This window comes from Novosphingobium sp. LASN5T, assembly GCF_003856955.1.
In the GTDB taxonomy this organism is placed as follows: Bacteria; Pseudomonadota; Alphaproteobacteria; order Sphingomonadales; family Sphingomonadaceae; genus Novosphingobium.
In genome coordinates, this window is sequence record NZ_RQSI01000008.1 from 15874 (window position 1) to 29470 (window position 13597).

The window sequence follows — 13597 nt, forward strand, 5'->3', positions numbered from 1 at the left end:
AAAATCGTCCTTGTTTATGGTGTCGACAGGTCTCAGGCGGCAAGCCGGGCCCGGCGTTTGGCTTCATGGGCGTCGGCCGCCTCGCGGACCCAGGCGCCCTGCTCCCAGGCGTCGCGTCGGGCTTTCATGCGCTCCCTGGCGGTCGGTCCCTCGCCGCGAACCACGGCATAGAATTCCTCCCAGTCGATCTCGCCGAAATCATAGCCTTCCTTCTCAGCATTCCAGCGAAGGTCGGGATCGGGGATCGTCAGGCCCAGGAACTCCGCCTGCGGCACGGTCGCATCGACGAATTTCCGGCGGAGATCGTCATTGCTGTCGCGCTTGATCCGCCAGCGGAAGCCTTGCGCGGAATTGGGCGAATCCGCGTCGGGCGGACCGAACATCATCAGCGAGGGCCACCACCAGCGGTTGAGCGCGTCCTGTGCCATCGCCTTTTGCTCGGCTGTACCGGCGCCCAGCGTCATCATGATCTCGTAACCCTGGCGCTGGTGGAAGCTCTCCTCCTTGCAGACGCGGATCATCGCGCGGGCATAGGGACCATAAGACGTGCGCTGCAACGGCACCTGGTTCATGATCGCGGCGCCGTCGACGAGCCAGCCGATGGCGCCGATATCGGCCCAGGTCAGCGTCGGATAATTGAAGATGGTGCTGTACTTGGCCTTGCCCGCATGAAGCGCCTCGATCATCTCCTCTCGGCTCGTGCCGAGCGTCTCGGCGGCGCAGTAAAGATAGAGCCCGTGGCCGCCTTCGTCCTGCACCTTGGCCAGCAGGATCGCCTTGCGTCGCAGCGACGGCGCGCGCGTCAGCCAGTTGCCTTCCGGTAGCATGCCGACAATTTCGGAATGCGCATGCTGCGAGATCTGGCGCACGAGCGTCCGACGATAAGCCTCGGGCATCCAGTCCTTGGGCTCGATGAATTCGTCCGCGGCCACCCGCGCCTCGAAGGCGGCGACGAGTTCCGGGTCTTCGGACACGATCGAAACGGGGGCGACCTTACCGCCCTGCTCCTTGAGCTCGGTGGTATACATCGGCTTGCTCCTTCTCAGTACGAATCCGGTATATAATTCACCGACCGGACGGTCAACTAATTTTGTGCGCTCAGACCCGCTCGATGATCGTGGCGATGCCCTGCCCGACGCCGATGCACATCGTGCACAGCGCATAGCGGGCGCCGCGGCGCTGGAGCTCCTCGGTGGCGGTCAGCAGGAGGCGCGCGCCCGACATGCCCAGCGGATGACCGAGCGCGATCGCACCACCATTCGGGTTCACATGCTCCGCATCGTCGGGCAGGCCGAGCCGGCGCATCACGGCCAGGCCCTGGCTGGCGAAGGCTTCGTTGAGTTCAACAAGATCCATGTCGCCGATCGAAAGGCCGAGCCGTGCGAGCAGCTTTTCGGAAGCCGGGGCGGGACCGATCCCCATGATGCGCGGAGGAACGCCCGCAACCGCGCCGCCCACCACGCGGGCGCGCGGCGTGAGGCCATATTTTGCGGCGGCAGCCTCGCTCGCCACGATGATGGCGGCCGCTCCATCATTCACACCGGATGCATTGCCGGCGGTGACCGTTCCGTCGGGGCGCACGATAGGTTTCAGCCTGGCGAGCGTTTCGACGCTGGTCTCGCGCGGATGCTCGTCGCGGGTGACAAGCAGAGGATCGCCTTTCCTTTGCGGGACCGCGACGGGAACGATCTCGGCATCGAACCGGCCGGACGCCTGGGCCGACGCTGCGCGGCGCTGGCTTTCGGCCGCGAACCGGTCCTGATCCTCGCGCGTCACGTGGAAATCCTGGGCGACATTCTCCGCGGTCTCCGGCATCGAATCGATACCGAATTGAGCCTTGAGCGCCTTGTTCACGAACCGCCAGCCGATGGTGGTGTCGTAAACCGCGTTGGACCGCGAAAACGGCCCGTCGGCTTTGGGCATGACGAACGGCGCGCGGGTCATGCTCTCCACCCCACCTGCGACGATGAACTCTGCTTCGCCCGCCTTGATCGCACGAGCCGCCATTGCGACCGCGTCCATCCCCGAGCCGCACAGGCGGTTGACGGTGGTGCCCGGGGCCTGCTCGCCGAAACCTCCCAGCAGCGCCGCCATGCGGGCGACATTGCGATTATCTTCGCCTGCCTGGTTGGCGCAGCCGAGAATGACGTCGTCGAGCGCGGCCCAGTCGACCTTCGGATTGCGCTCGACAAGGGCCCGGATCGGGACTGCGGCAAGGTCGTCGGCGCGCACGCCGGCAAGGCTGCCGCCATAGCGGCCAACAGGTGTGCGAATCGCGTCGCAGATGAAAGCGTCAGGCATCGTCTTGGTTCTCCGATGGCAGGATCGCACCGCCGATGGTGCGGGAAAGGCCGTGAAAGGACGCGACGGCGCGCCCCTCGCTCGTGCGCACCGTCACCGCATAGGCGCCGCTGCGGCCGGACAGCATGACTTCGCTCGCTTCCGCGATCAGACGGTCGCCGCGTCTGGCGGGGCCGAGGAAGCTGATCGACGCGGCGTGCGCTACGGTGAAGGCATCGTGGGAGTTGCAGGCATAGGCGAAAGCCTGATCGGCCAGCGTGAAGATCGCGCCGCCATGGGCGGTTTCATAGCCGTTGAGCATGAAGGCGTTGACGGTGACGGCGATGCGGGCATATCCGGTCCGCACCTCCTCGATCTCGATCCCCCACTCGGCGCCCATCGTCTCGCGGGTCCGCAGGAGATCGGTGATCGCTCTGGCTCGCGCATCGCTCACAGGCGGTCGAGCCCGCGCGACGGGGAATAAAGAAGATCGTCCGTGCCGGCAGCGATATGGAGGAGTGTCTGCTTCAGCCTGGCAGGCCCGAAATCGCGGGCCCAGGCCAATGGCCCGCGCGGATAATTGGCACCGTGGATCATCGCCTCGTCGATGGCGTTGGCCGGCGCGATGCCATCCTCGACGGCATCCGCCGCGCCATTGACGAGCTGCGCCAGGGTCCGCAGGACGATCTGGCCCGGCCGGTCGGGAAGGAGAAGAAGCCTCTTATCGAGCGCGAAGGCGAGATCCGCGGCGGCCGCAGCCGAACGCTCGTCGCGCGCCGATGCGATCAGCACCGGCGATATGGCGTGGTCATGAACATGGTCGAGGAGGACGTCCACTTCGCGCCGCTGATCGAGCGTGCGGCCGTCTCCCTTCGCCACGATGACGCCATCAACCGAAATGCTGCCGGCAGGTATTCCTGTCGCAGGCGAGGTCGACAGCCTCCCGCTCAGCCAGAGAAAGTCCTGCGCGTCCTGGGCGACGGCGATTTGAGGCGCTGGCCGCTGGCTGGCGGTCGTTTGATCGACCTGCCCGGTTTTCTCGGCGGCTCCATAGTCATAGACCCCCCTGCCCGACTTGCGGCCTAGTCGCCCTTCGTCCAGCAGCCGCGCCTGCGCCGGCTGGGGCCGAAACCGCGCGTGCGGGGAAATCCCATCGAAGACCGAGCGGGCGGCCGCATAGTTCACATCGTGGCCGATCATATCCGCGAGCGTGAGCGGCCCCATCCGGAACCCGCCCCCGCTGCTGATCGCGTCGTCGATCAGCGCGGCTGGAATTCCTTCGTCGAGTGCCAGGAAGGCCTCGGCATAGAAGGGCCGCGCCACGCGATTGACGATGAAGCCGGGCACATCCTTCACCGCGACCGCGTGCTTGCCCCACGCGGCCATGAGGCGGGTCAGCTGCTCGACAACCACAGGGTTGGTCTCTGCCCCCGCGACCACCTCGACGAGCTTCATCGCGGGCACCGGGTTGAAAAAGTGAAGGCCAGCGAAACGCTCGGGATGGCGCAGGCTGCGCGCCATCTCGGAGATCGAGAGCGAGGAGGTGTTGCTGGCGACGATGGCGTCACGCGCGGCAAGCGCGCCGAGGTCCGCGAAGAGCCTGTGCTTGACATCGAGGTCTTCGAGCACGGCCTCGATGATCAGGCCCGCGTCCGCGGCATCGCCCAGCTCCTGCGACCAGCCAATACGTGCTACGATGGTGTCGGCATCGTCCCGATCGAGCCGCGAGCGCGCGACCAGCGCACCGATCGACTTTGCGAGGAGCTGCCGACCGCGATCGAGAGCGCTCGCGTCGCGGTCAATCACTACCACCTCATGCCCCGCCGTCGCGGCTACCTGGCCTATACCGCTTCCCATCGTGCCCGCGCCGATGACCGCAACCTTCCTGTTCATCCGAATCTCCTTGGGGACTTTCCTAACCAGCAATTTCCCGCTTGCCAATAATAGTCCGACCGGGCAGTCTATTAAAGAGGATGAATCGGAAAGGGCGTTGATGAGTTACCAGACCATCGACTTCGATCTGGCGGACGGGGTGGCGAAGCTCACCTTGAACCGGCCGGATCGGTTGAACAGCTTCACCGCACAGATGCACGAGGAGGTCGCGGCCGCGCTCGACATCGCGGCGGCTGACCAGAGCGCGCGCGTGCTCGTGCTGACCGGTGCGGGCCGCGGCTTTTGCGCCGGCCAGGATCTCGCCGATCGCGCGGTTGCGCCGGGCGAACAGGCCGTGGATCTCGGCGAATCCGTCGAACGCTTCTATGCTCCGCTGATCCGGCGGATCACCAATCTCGAAAAGCCCACCATCTGCGCGGTCAACGGCGTCGCGGCGGGCGCGGGCGCCAACATCGCGCTTGCCTGCGACATCGTCATCGCCGCGCGCAGCGCGAAATTCATCCAGTCCTTCGCCAATATCGGGCTCATTCCCGACTCCGGGGGCACCTGGGTCTTGCCGCGGCTCGTTGGGCAGGCGCGGGCGCTCGGGCTGGCGCTGACCGGAGACCCCCTGCCCGCCGAGACCGCCGAACGCTGGGGCATGATCTGGAAATGCGTCGATGACGAAGCCCTGGGCGCCGAAGTGGAGGCGCTGGCGACGCGCTTTGCGGCCGGTCCCACCAGAGGCCTCGCCGCCACCAAAAGACTTATCCGCCAGTCCTGGCTCCAGCCGATCGAAACCGAGCTCGAGCTGGAACGCGACGCGATGCGTGAACTCGGCTTTTCCGAGGATTATCGCGAAGGCGTCGCCGCCTTCATGGCGAAGCGCAAGCCGCAGTTCACGGGACGCTGAACCAGGAATTCGAGCAAGAGGATTATATGACGAACTTTCCGATCACCCTGCAGAATTACGCGCTCGATGAGTGGAAGACGGCGGCAGGAGACCTGTCCGAGGTGCGTTCCGCGATCACCGGCGAGACGGTCGCGCTTACGGGCAGCCAGGGCCTCGATTTCGAGGCGATGCTCGCACATGGCCGCGACATCGGTGGCCCTGCGCTCAGGGCGATGACATTCCACCAGCGCGCCGTCATGATCAAGGCGCTCGCGCAGGCGATCATCGAGCGAAAGGAAGAGCTTTACGAGATCTCCTACCAGACAGGCGCGACGCGCACCGACAGCTGGATCGACATCGAGGGCGGCGCGGGAACCCTGTTTACGACGTCATCCAAGGGCAGGCGCGAGCTCCCCGACGACACGATCCTGATCGATGGCGCCGTGGAGCCGATCGGGAAGCGGGGCACGTTCATCGGCCAGCACGTCTATACATCGCTCCAGGGCGTGGCCTTGCACATCAACGCCTTCAACTTCCCCGTCTGGGGTATGCTGGAGAAGCTCGGGCCGACCCTGCTCGCAGGCGTTCCGGCCATCGTGAAACCGGCCTCCTCGACGGGCTATGTCGCCGAAGCGGCCGTGCGCATCATGCTGGACGCCGGGGTTCTGCCGCGCGGCGCGCTGCAGCTCATCATGGGCTCCACCGGCGATCTGTTCGAACATCTCACCTGCCAGGACGTCGTCTCCTTCACCGGCTCGGCCCAGACCGCGATGAAGCTCCAGTCGCATCCCACGATCGCTCAAGAGTCGGTCCGCTTCATCGCCGAACGGGATTCACTCAACGCGTCGATCCTCGGTCCCGACGCGACCGCGGATAGCCCCGAGTTCGACCTCTTCATCAAGGAAGTCGTGCGTGAGATGACCGTAAAGGCCGGTCAGAAATGCACCGCGATCCGGCGCGCCTTCGTGCCGGCCGCCCTGCTCGACGATGCCGAGGCGGCGCTCAAGGCCCGACTCGCCAAGGTCGTCGTCGGCGATCCGCGGATCGAGGGGGTAACGATGGGAGCGCTCGCCAGCGCCTCGCAATTGGACGATGTGCGCGAGAAGGCACGCGAACTTGCAACAGAGGCGCGTCTCGCCTTCGGCGCCATCGACAGCGTCGAGGTCACCGGCGATGCGGGCGGGAGCGGCGCCTTCATCTCACCCCTGCTCTTCCGGGCCGACGATCCCTGGAGTGCCGACCTCATCCACGATGTCGAGGCGTTCGGTCCTGTCTCCACGCTGATGCCTTACAAGGATCTCGACGACGCTGTCGCGCTCGCCAATCGCGGCAAGGGTAGCCTGGTGCTGTCGGTCTTCACCTATGATCCCGGGATCGCGCGTGCATTCACGCTGGGTGCGGGCGCCTATCACGGCCGCGTCATCTTCATCGATCGCGACTGCGCCAGGGAATCGACCGGTCACGGCTCGCCGCTGCCGATGCTGATCCACGGCGGACCCGGCCGTGCCGGCGGCGGCGAGGAGATGGGCGGCGTTCGTGGCGTGAAGCACTATATGCAACGCACCGCCTTGCAGGGCAGCCCGCGAACGATCTCGGCCATCGTCGGTCAGTGGCTGCCCGGCGCGCCCAAGCCCAGCGAGGGCGAGCATCCCTTCCGCGTGCGGTTCGACGAACTGGCGATCGGCAAGACCTTCGACACCGCGTCGCGCACGATCACGCTCGAGGATATCGAGCATTTCGCGACGTTCACGGGCGACACCTTCTACGCCCATATGGATGAAGAGGCGGCCACGGCGAACCCGTTCTTCCCGGGCCGTGTGGCGCATGGCTATCTCCTCCTGTCTTTCGCCGCGGGCCTCTTCGTCGATCCGGCGCCCGGGCCCGTGCTGGCCAATACCGGGCTGGACTCGCTTCGCTTCGTGAAGCCCGTCTCCCCGGGAGAGGCGATCAAGGTCTCGCTGACGGTGAAAGCGAAGACCCGGCGCAACGACGACTATGGCGAGGTCCGCTGGGCCGTGACCGTCACCGATACGGCGGACGATATAGTCGCCGCCTACGAGTTGCTCACGATGAATGCCTTCTGATCTATAAAAGAGGGATGGGAGAGAAAGATGGATTACGGACCCAGGACGCGAGCAGAACTGGAGGCGCTCCAGCTCGAGCGACTGCAATGGTCGGTGGCGCATGCCTATCGCAACGTCGCAAGTTTCCGGGCAAAGTGCGAGCAGAGGGGCGTGAGCCCGGCCGATATCCGGTCGCTCGCCGACATTGCGCTTTTGCCGTTCACGACCAAGGCGGACTTGCGGGCGGCCTACCCGTTCGGAATGTTCGCGGTGCCCCAGGAGCAGGTCTCGCGCGTGCATGCCTCGTCCGGAACGACCGGTCGCCCCACCGTCGTCGGATATACCGCCAACGATATCAAGACCTGGTCTAGCCTGATCGCGCGCTGCATCCATGCCGCGGGCGGACGGCCTGGCATGAAGGCGCATATCGCCTATGGCTACGGCCTCTTCACAGGCGGTCTGGGCGCCCACTATGGAGCCGAAGCGCTCGGATGCACCGTCATTCCGATGTCCGGGGGCCAGACCGAAAAACAGGTCCAGCTCATCGAGGACTTCAAGCCCGAGATCATCATGGTCACGCCGAGCTATATGCTCTGTATCCTCGACGAATATCGCAAGCAGGGCCTCGATCCGCGCGCGACGTCGCTGCGCTATGGGATTTTCGGCGCGGAGCCCTGGACCGAAGCAATGCGGCGCGAGATCGAGGAGGCGTTCGACATCCGGGCAAGCGACATCTACGGCCTTTCCGAAGTCATGGGACCGGGCGTTGCCCAGGAGATCGCGGGAACGTCCGGCCCGACCATCTGGGAAGATCATTTCCTCCCCGAGATCGTGGATCCCGAGACCGGAGAAGTGCTTCCAGACGGCGAGGAAGGCGAGCTCGTCTTCACGTCGCTCACGAAGGAGGCACTGCCGATCATCCGCTACCGCACCCGCGATCTTACCCGCTTGTTGCCGGGCGAGGGGCTTCCCTATCGGCGTATCGCCAAGATCGTCGGCCGAAGCGACGACATGCTGATCATTCGTGGCGTGAACGTCTTCCCCACGCAAATCGAAGAACAGGTTCTCAAATGCCCGGGTCTGGCGCCCCATTTCCTCATCGAAATCAGCCGGCCTTCGCGAATGGACGAGGTGCTGATCGAAGTCGAGCCGCGCGGCGACCTCGACCATGAAGCGAGCGCCGCCCAATGCCGGCTGCTTGCATCCTACGTGAAGGATGTCATCGGCGTCACGGCGCGTATCAACCTGAGGCGGATCGGAGATATTCCGCGATCCACCGGCAAGGCGTCGCATGTTCGCGATCTGAGGCTCCAGGCGCTGAGCGCGTGAATTCCCTCGCCTCTGACCGATGAAGGACGAAGCACCGATAGCTGCCGCGACCCTGATCGTCATGCGTGACGGGCCGACCGCTCCCGAGCTGCTAATGGTCGAACGTGCCGCAGGATTGCGTTTCGCAGGCGGCGCGGTCGCCTTTCCCGGCGGGCGGATCGAGCCGGTAGATTACGCCTCTGCCAATCACTCGCTCGACGCCGCGAAGGTCGCCGCGATCCGCGAGACGGCGGAAGAAACGGGCATCCTGATAGCGGCCGAGCCCAGGCCGTGCGAACAGGCCATGTTCGAGATCGGCGTGGAGCTTCGCGCCGGTCGTTCCCTATCTGCCATTCTGGCGGAGCGGAACGTCAGGCTCGCGATCGCAACCCTCGTCCCGTTTGCGCGCTGGTGCCCGGTGGGTCTCGAGAAACGTCCCTTCGACACGCATTTTTTTCTCGCCCGCGCGCCGGAGGCTCTACCGCTCCCGATCGCTGACGGCTCGGAGATTTCGCGTGTCTTCTGGACGAGTGCGAAGGCTTTGCTCGACGGCGCGGATCAGGGGACGACGAAGCTTATGTTCCCGACCCGCCGCAATGTCGAGCGACTGGCACATTTCGGAAACATCGCTGAGGCCTGCGAAGATGCCGCCCAGCGTCCGATCGGCATGGTGAGCCCCTGGATCGAAGATCGTGGAGGCATTCCGCATCTCTGCATTCCGGAAAATCTTGGGTATCCGGTGACGGCTGAACCTCTCGACAAGGCGATACTCGGCTAACCAGGCCACAGGCATCGACCGTCGCCGCCGCGCAGCGACAGCCGATGCAGGCCTGCGATCCATTAATAGGCGATGCAGACCGATTTCACCTCGGTGTAGGGATCGAGCGACCGGACGCCGAAGTCCCTACCGATGCCGGATTCCTTGAATCCGCCAAACGGCATGTTCGGATCGATCAGATTATGGCAGTTCACCCACACCGTTCCGGCCTTGATCCGAGACGTGAGCTCCATCGTCTTCTTCAGATCGTTGGTCCAGAGCGAGGCGGCCAGGCCCATGTCGCTGTCGTTGGCGAGCCTGATCGCTTCGTCCTCGCTGTCGAAGGGCGTCACGGTCACCAGCGGGCCGAACACTTCCTGGCGCGAGATGGCAAGATCCGCCCCCGCATCCACCACGATGGTCGGCCGCACATAATAGCCTGGCAGATCGGGCCGGTCGCCGCCCGCCACGATCCTGGCGCCATCTTCCCGAGCCTTGCTGACATGATCCAGGATCTTCTGGCGATGACCCGCCGAAACGACCGGGTTGATCTGGGCTGCGGGATCGAGTCCCGGCCCGATCGCCATGCCGTCGACCGCGGTCGCAAGCGCTTTCACGAAGGGCTCGTATATGTCGCGTGCCACATAAAGTCGCGACGAGGCCGCGCAAACCTGGCCATTGTTGAAAAAGCCGCCGAGGATAGCGCCCTGCACCGCTTTCTCGATCGGCGCGTCGGCGAGGAAGATCGCCGGATTCTTTCCACCGAGCTCGAGCGAGGTCCGCAGCATCCGCTCGGCTGCGCTTCGTGCGATCGCCTTTCCGGTCGCGGTCGATCCGGTGAAACTGATCTTCGACACGAGAGGATGATCGACCAGGGCCTTTCCGGCGCGGCCGTCGCCGGTCACGAGATTGAGGACGCCATCGGGCAGGCCTGCTTCCCGGCCGAGTTCGACAAGGCGGATACTTGTCAGGGGTGTGAGCTCGGATGGCTTGAGGACGACCGTGCAGCCCGCTGCGAGTGCCGGCATGATCTTCCAGAGCCCGATCATCATCGGAAAGTTCCACGGCGAGATCGCGCCGACCACGCCGATGGGCTCGCGCCGCGTCGAGGCATTGTACCGGCCGCCCGGAATCGCACCAATCGAGACATCGAAAGTTTCGCCGGTCACCTTGGTCGCCAGGCCCGCGATATAGCGCATATAGGACGGAGCACCGCCAATATCGACGTAGCGGGAGATGTTGATGGACTTGCCCTGGTTGAGGGTTTCCAGCTGGGCCAGCGCCTCGGCATTCTGTTCGACCAGATCCGCAAATTTCAACAGCAGCCGCTCGCGCTCCGCCGGGGCAAGCGCTGACCAGGCGCCGCTCTCGAAGGCCGCATGGGCGCTGCGCACCGCGTCGTCGACATCCTGAGCGTTGGCGTTGACGACAGACGCGATCCGCTCGCCTGTCGCCGGGTTATAGACGTCGATCCGGTCGCTACTGCGCGCTTCGCGCCAGGACCCGTCGATGAACAGGCCATGCTCGGTGCCCAGGAAGGCGGTGACGTCGTTGAGGGGGGTCACGATATTGGAAGCAGTTGCCATATCTCTCTCCTGTATATCTTGCCGGTGATACCGGTCAGAGCGCGAGGGTTTCTCCCGTCATCACGGTCACAAGCTTGCCCGCGAAGTCCATGGCGTCCTTCCCGCACGCTGCGTTTTCCGGACTCTTGAGCGCCGCCGCCAATGCGGCGTCATCCGCAAAGCTCATTTCCGCCAAGAGGAAGACACCCTCTTCTCCGACCAGCGTCCTGCTGATCCGGGTAATGGCAACGTCGACGAGGCCGGGCAACGCGCGCACCAGCGGCATATGCACCTCGCGATAATGCCGCAGGAACTCCTCGGCGTCCTCCGGGGCCCGATAAAGGGCAAGCATCTTCTTCATGGCGTCTCTCCCGTCTTTTTGCATGCTGACGACATTAATAGCATGAACGGTCAGACGGCTAATCACAAGCGTTATGGCATCGTCACGGCAAAATCAATTGATGTCAGATCGGGATCGGCTCGTCCGGACGCACGAAATGTGGCTGCGGCCTCGCAAGCGCAGGGTCGATGCGGGCGAGCAGGTCACGGCTCTGCATCATCCGCGCCGCCGCGAAATCGATGAAGGCCCTCGCCCGCCGCGAAGGGTAGCGCGATTGGGGGTAGACGATGCTGACTGCGATCGACGGTAGGAAATAGTCCCGCAACAGAATCTGGAGCGCCCCGCGCTCGAAACCCTCGACCGCCAGCCATGCCGGCACGATCGCGACGCAATGGCCACCCATCGCGGCTTCAAAGGCTGTGTCGTCGCTGTTGGTGATGAAGCGTCCACTGACCTTGATGGCCTGCCGGCCGTTCTCCGAATCGAATGCGAGGACGCCGTCTGCCATCCACGGCGCGCACGCCACTTCATGGTCTTCAAGATCGATAGCGGTCTCTGGGATACCGTTGCGGGAGAGATACTCGGGCGAGGCCACGACAAGCCATTCGAAGCGCCTGACTGTCCGCACGATAAGCGGACCTTCCGAGGGCGCGTCCGTCACCACCGCGAGTTCGAAACCGCCGGCGGCCAGGTCCGGCTCCTGCTCTGCCACGATAAGATCGACCGAGACCAGCGGATTGAGCTCGAGGAATGTGTGGACCAGCGGCCGCACGAGACACCGCCCCAGCGTGTGCGGCACCGCGATCTTCAAAAGTCCGCTCGCTTCCGGCTGCTGCCCGTGCACGACGGCATGGGCCATTTCGGCCGCATCGAGCATGCGGTGGACATGTTCATGGATCCGCTCGGCCTCAGCCGTCGGCCGAATCTGGCGAGTCGTTCGATGGAAGAGCTGGATACCGAACTCCTTTTCGAGCGCTGCGATATGCTTGCTGACAGTCGACTGAGCGATGCCAAGCTGCCGCCCGACCGCGGAAAAGGAGCCGAGCTCCATCATTTTCGAAAAAGCGGCGTAGGCTTCGAGGCGGTCTGTCATACCTATTCCATATGGAATATATACTAGCACGAACAGGCGATTTACGCCTGAACGCTCGGTCGGTAAATAGGATGAAACAAAATAAGCAATTCCCGACCATCCGCGAAAGGAAGAGGATATGACGAAATCGATCGGCATCGTCGGCGCCGGCACCGCAGGCCTTCATCTTGGCCTCCACCTTATCGAGAACGGCGTCGAGGCGACGATCTACACCGATCGGCGGCCCGAGGAATATGCGTCGATGCGCCTCCTCAACACCGTGGCTCACCACCATGTCACCGTGTCCCGCGAGGACCGGCTTGGCGTGAACCATTGGCCCGATGCCGGCTATGCAGGGCATTATTATTATATCGGCGGCCCGCAGCCGCTCGAATTCTACGGGAAGCTCGAAAAGCCGAGCCGGGCCGTCGATTATCGCATCTATCAGCCCGCTTTGATGGAGGATTTCGCAGCGCGCGGCGGGACCATCGTCTATGAGCCGATCGCCCACGAGGATCTGCCGGAGATCTCCGAAAAGCACGATCTGATCGTCATATGCACCGGCAAGGGCCCGTTCGGCCAGATGTTCGCCCACGAGCCCGCCTATTCGCCATTCGATCGGCCGCAGCGCGCGCTGTGCGTCGGACTCTTCAAGGGCATCCGCGAGACGGAAACGCGCGCCGTGACGATGTTCTTCTCTCCCGGACAGGGCGAGATGATCGAGATTCCCACTCTCTCGTTCAACGGCATGGTCAGCGCGCTCGTCATGGAGAACCATATCGGCGGCGATCTCGAGATCCTCGCCAAGACCAAATATGACGACGATCCCAAGGCCTTCATCGCGCTTCTTCTCGAAAAGCTGAAGAAGCACTATCCGACCTGCTACGAGCGCATCGACCTCGACACCTTCGATCTTGCCAATGGGCCGCTCGACATCCTCCAGGGCGGTGTCACGCCAACCGTGCGCGCGAGCTACACCAGGCTGTCGAACGGCAAGCTCGCGGTCGCGCTCGGCGACGTGCAGGCCGTGGTCGATCCGGTCCTGGGCCAGGGCGCGAACATGGCATCCTATGCCGGCGTGATACTCGGCGAGGAGATCGTGGCCAATGAGGTGTTCGACGAGCGCTTCATGGAGAAGGTCGACGCACGTCGCGGTGACCGGGTGCTCAGCGCCACCCGCTGGACCAACTATATCCTCCGTGGCTTCAACACGCTTGCGCCTGAGCTTCTGCAGTTCATCGGCGCGATTAGCCAGAACCCGCCGCTCGCCGACGAGTTCACCGAGAACTTCAACTTCCCGGAGAAGCAGTGGGACTGTTTCTCGAGCCCCGAGCGCGTCCAGCGCTGGATCGAGCAGCGCCTCTCGGTGCCGGCGAACGACGAAGAAGTCACAGTTGCAGCTGAATGAGGAAGGTCGGCCGGCCGCTGGGGTGCGGGCCGGCCTTCAC

General features: G+C 64.2%; 12 protein-coding genes. 5 read left to right on the plus strand and 7 right to left on the minus strand.

The annotated features are described in order from the left end of the window. Positions 1–32: 32 nt before the first annotated feature. From paaA to EH199_RS07420, 4 genes are all read right to left on the minus strand, one after another. Positions 33–1028 (minus strand): 1,2-phenylacetyl-CoA epoxidase subunit PaaA, encoded by a 996-nt coding sequence (gene paaA, locus EH199_RS07405; protein WP_070156427.1) that lies wholly within the window; start codon positions 1026–1028, stop codon positions 33–35. A gap of 70 nt (positions 1029–1098) precedes the next feature. Further along, complete coding sequence (pcaF, locus tag EH199_RS07410) at positions 1099–2301, minus strand: 3-oxoadipyl-CoA thiolase (protein ID WP_070156428.1); 1203 nt, start codon at positions 2299–2301, stop codon at positions 1099–1101. After that, positions 2294–2734 carry a hydroxyphenylacetyl-CoA thioesterase PaaI gene (gene paaI / locus EH199_RS07415; RefSeq protein WP_070156429.1) on the minus strand — a complete coding sequence of 147 codons (441 nt, stop codon included), beginning with the start codon at positions 2732–2734 and terminating at the stop codon, positions 2294–2296. The genes pcaF and paaI overlap by 8 nt, the downstream gene beginning before the upstream one ends. Beyond that, positions 2731–4173, minus strand: coding sequence for a 3-hydroxyacyl-CoA dehydrogenase NAD-binding domain-containing protein (locus EH199_RS07420; RefSeq protein ID WP_070156430.1), 1443 nt, complete (start codon positions 4171–4173; stop codon positions 2731–2733). The genes paaI and EH199_RS07420 overlap by 4 nt, the downstream gene beginning before the upstream one ends. On the opposite strand from EH199_RS07420, the gene paaG reads away from it, so the two are divergent. The 4 genes from paaG to EH199_RS07440 are packed head-to-tail and all read left to right on the plus strand — an operon-like array spanning position 4151 to position 9193. Then, positions 4151–5065, plus strand: coding sequence for a 2-(1,2-epoxy-1,2-dihydrophenyl)acetyl-CoA isomerase PaaG (gene paaG / locus EH199_RS07425; protein ID WP_223806529.1), 915 nt, complete (start codon positions 4151–4153; stop codon positions 5063–5065). The two genes, EH199_RS07420 and paaG, sit on opposite strands and share 23 nt — an antisense overlap. A gap of 26 nt (positions 5066–5091) precedes the next feature. Next, on the plus strand, positions 5092–7128 hold the full coding sequence (gene paaZ / locus EH199_RS07430; protein ID WP_070156432.1) for a phenylacetic acid degradation bifunctional protein PaaZ: 2037 nt from the start codon (positions 5092–5094) through the stop codon (positions 7126–7128). A 27-nt stretch (positions 7129–7155) separates the two neighbouring features. Continuing rightward, positions 7156–8436: an AMP-binding protein gene (locus EH199_RS07435; RefSeq protein WP_070156433.1), complete on the plus strand. Its 1281-nt coding sequence runs from the start codon at positions 7156–7158 to the stop codon at positions 8434–8436. Positions 8437–8455: 19 nt separating this feature from the next. After that, the gene (locus tag EH199_RS07440; protein ID WP_070156434.1) at positions 8456–9193 is read left to right on the plus strand and encodes an NUDIX domain-containing protein; all 738 of its coding nucleotides are present in this window, start codon (positions 8456–8458) and stop codon (positions 9191–9193) included. A 62-nt stretch (positions 9194–9255) separates the two neighbouring features. On the opposite strand, the gene EH199_RS07445 is transcribed toward EH199_RS07440, so the two are convergent. From EH199_RS07445 to EH199_RS07455, 3 genes are all read right to left on the minus strand, one after another. Then, positions 9256–10758 (minus strand): aldehyde dehydrogenase, encoded by a 1503-nt coding sequence (locus EH199_RS07445; protein ID WP_070156435.1) that lies wholly within the window; start codon positions 10756–10758, stop codon positions 9256–9258. A gap of 34 nt (positions 10759–10792) precedes the next feature. Beyond that, complete coding sequence (locus tag EH199_RS07450; RefSeq protein WP_070156436.1) at positions 10793–11098, minus strand: EthD family reductase; 306 nt, start codon at positions 11096–11098, stop codon at positions 10793–10795. 103 nt (positions 11099–11201) lie between these two features. Next, the gene (locus EH199_RS07455; RefSeq protein ID WP_190287182.1) at positions 11202–12170 is read right to left on the minus strand and encodes a LysR family transcriptional regulator; all 969 of its coding nucleotides are present in this window, start codon (positions 12168–12170) and stop codon (positions 11202–11204) included. Positions 12171–12288: 118 nt separating this feature from the next. Here EH199_RS07455 and styA point away from each other — a divergent pair, with 118 nt between their 5' ends. Next, the gene (gene styA / locus EH199_RS07460) at positions 12289–13557 is read left to right on the plus strand and encodes a styrene monooxygenase subunit StyA (protein WP_070156438.1); all 1269 of its coding nucleotides are present in this window, start codon (positions 12289–12291) and stop codon (positions 13555–13557) included. Positions 13558–13597 lie beyond the last annotated feature (40 nt).

What these genes read in the sequence shown, in the direction of transcription:
- paaA (WP_070156427.1), bottom strand. Translation starts at nt 1,028, where the DNA reads ATGTATACCACCGAGCTCAAGGAGCAGGGCGGTAAGGTCGCCCCCGTT.
- pcaF (WP_070156428.1), bottom strand. Translation starts at nt 2,301, where the DNA reads ATGCCTGACGCTTTCATCTGCGACGCGATTCGCACACCTGTTGGCCGC.
- paaG (WP_223806529.1), top strand. Translation starts at nt 4,151, where the DNA reads ATGACCGCAACCTTCCTGTTCATCCGAATCTCCTTGGGGACTTTCCTA.
- EH199_RS07420 (WP_070156430.1), bottom strand. Translation starts at nt 4,173, where the DNA reads ATGAACAGGAAGGTTGCGGTCATCGGCGCGGGCACGATGGGAAGCGGT.
- paaZ (WP_070156432.1), top strand. Translation starts at nt 5,092, where the DNA reads ATGACGAACTTTCCGATCACCCTGCAGAATTACGCGCTCGATGAGTGG.
- EH199_RS07435 (WP_070156433.1), top strand. Translation starts at nt 7,156, where the DNA reads ATGGATTACGGACCCAGGACGCGAGCAGAACTGGAGGCGCTCCAGCTC.
- EH199_RS07440 (WP_070156434.1), top strand. Translation starts at nt 8,456, where the DNA reads ATGAAGGACGAAGCACCGATAGCTGCCGCGACCCTGATCGTCATGCGT.
- EH199_RS07445 (WP_070156435.1), bottom strand. Translation starts at nt 10,758, where the DNA reads ATGGCAACTGCTTCCAATATCGTGACCCCCCTCAACGACGTCACCGCC.
- EH199_RS07450 (WP_070156436.1), bottom strand. Translation starts at nt 11,098, where the DNA reads ATGAAGAAGATGCTTGCCCTTTATCGGGCCCCGGAGGACGCCGAGGAG.
- EH199_RS07455 (WP_190287182.1), bottom strand. Translation starts at nt 12,170, where the DNA reads ATGACAGACCGCCTCGAAGCCTACGCCGCTTTTTCGAAAATGATGGAG.
- styA (WP_070156438.1), top strand. Translation starts at nt 12,289, where the DNA reads ATGACGAAATCGATCGGCATCGTCGGCGCCGGCACCGCAGGCCTTCAT.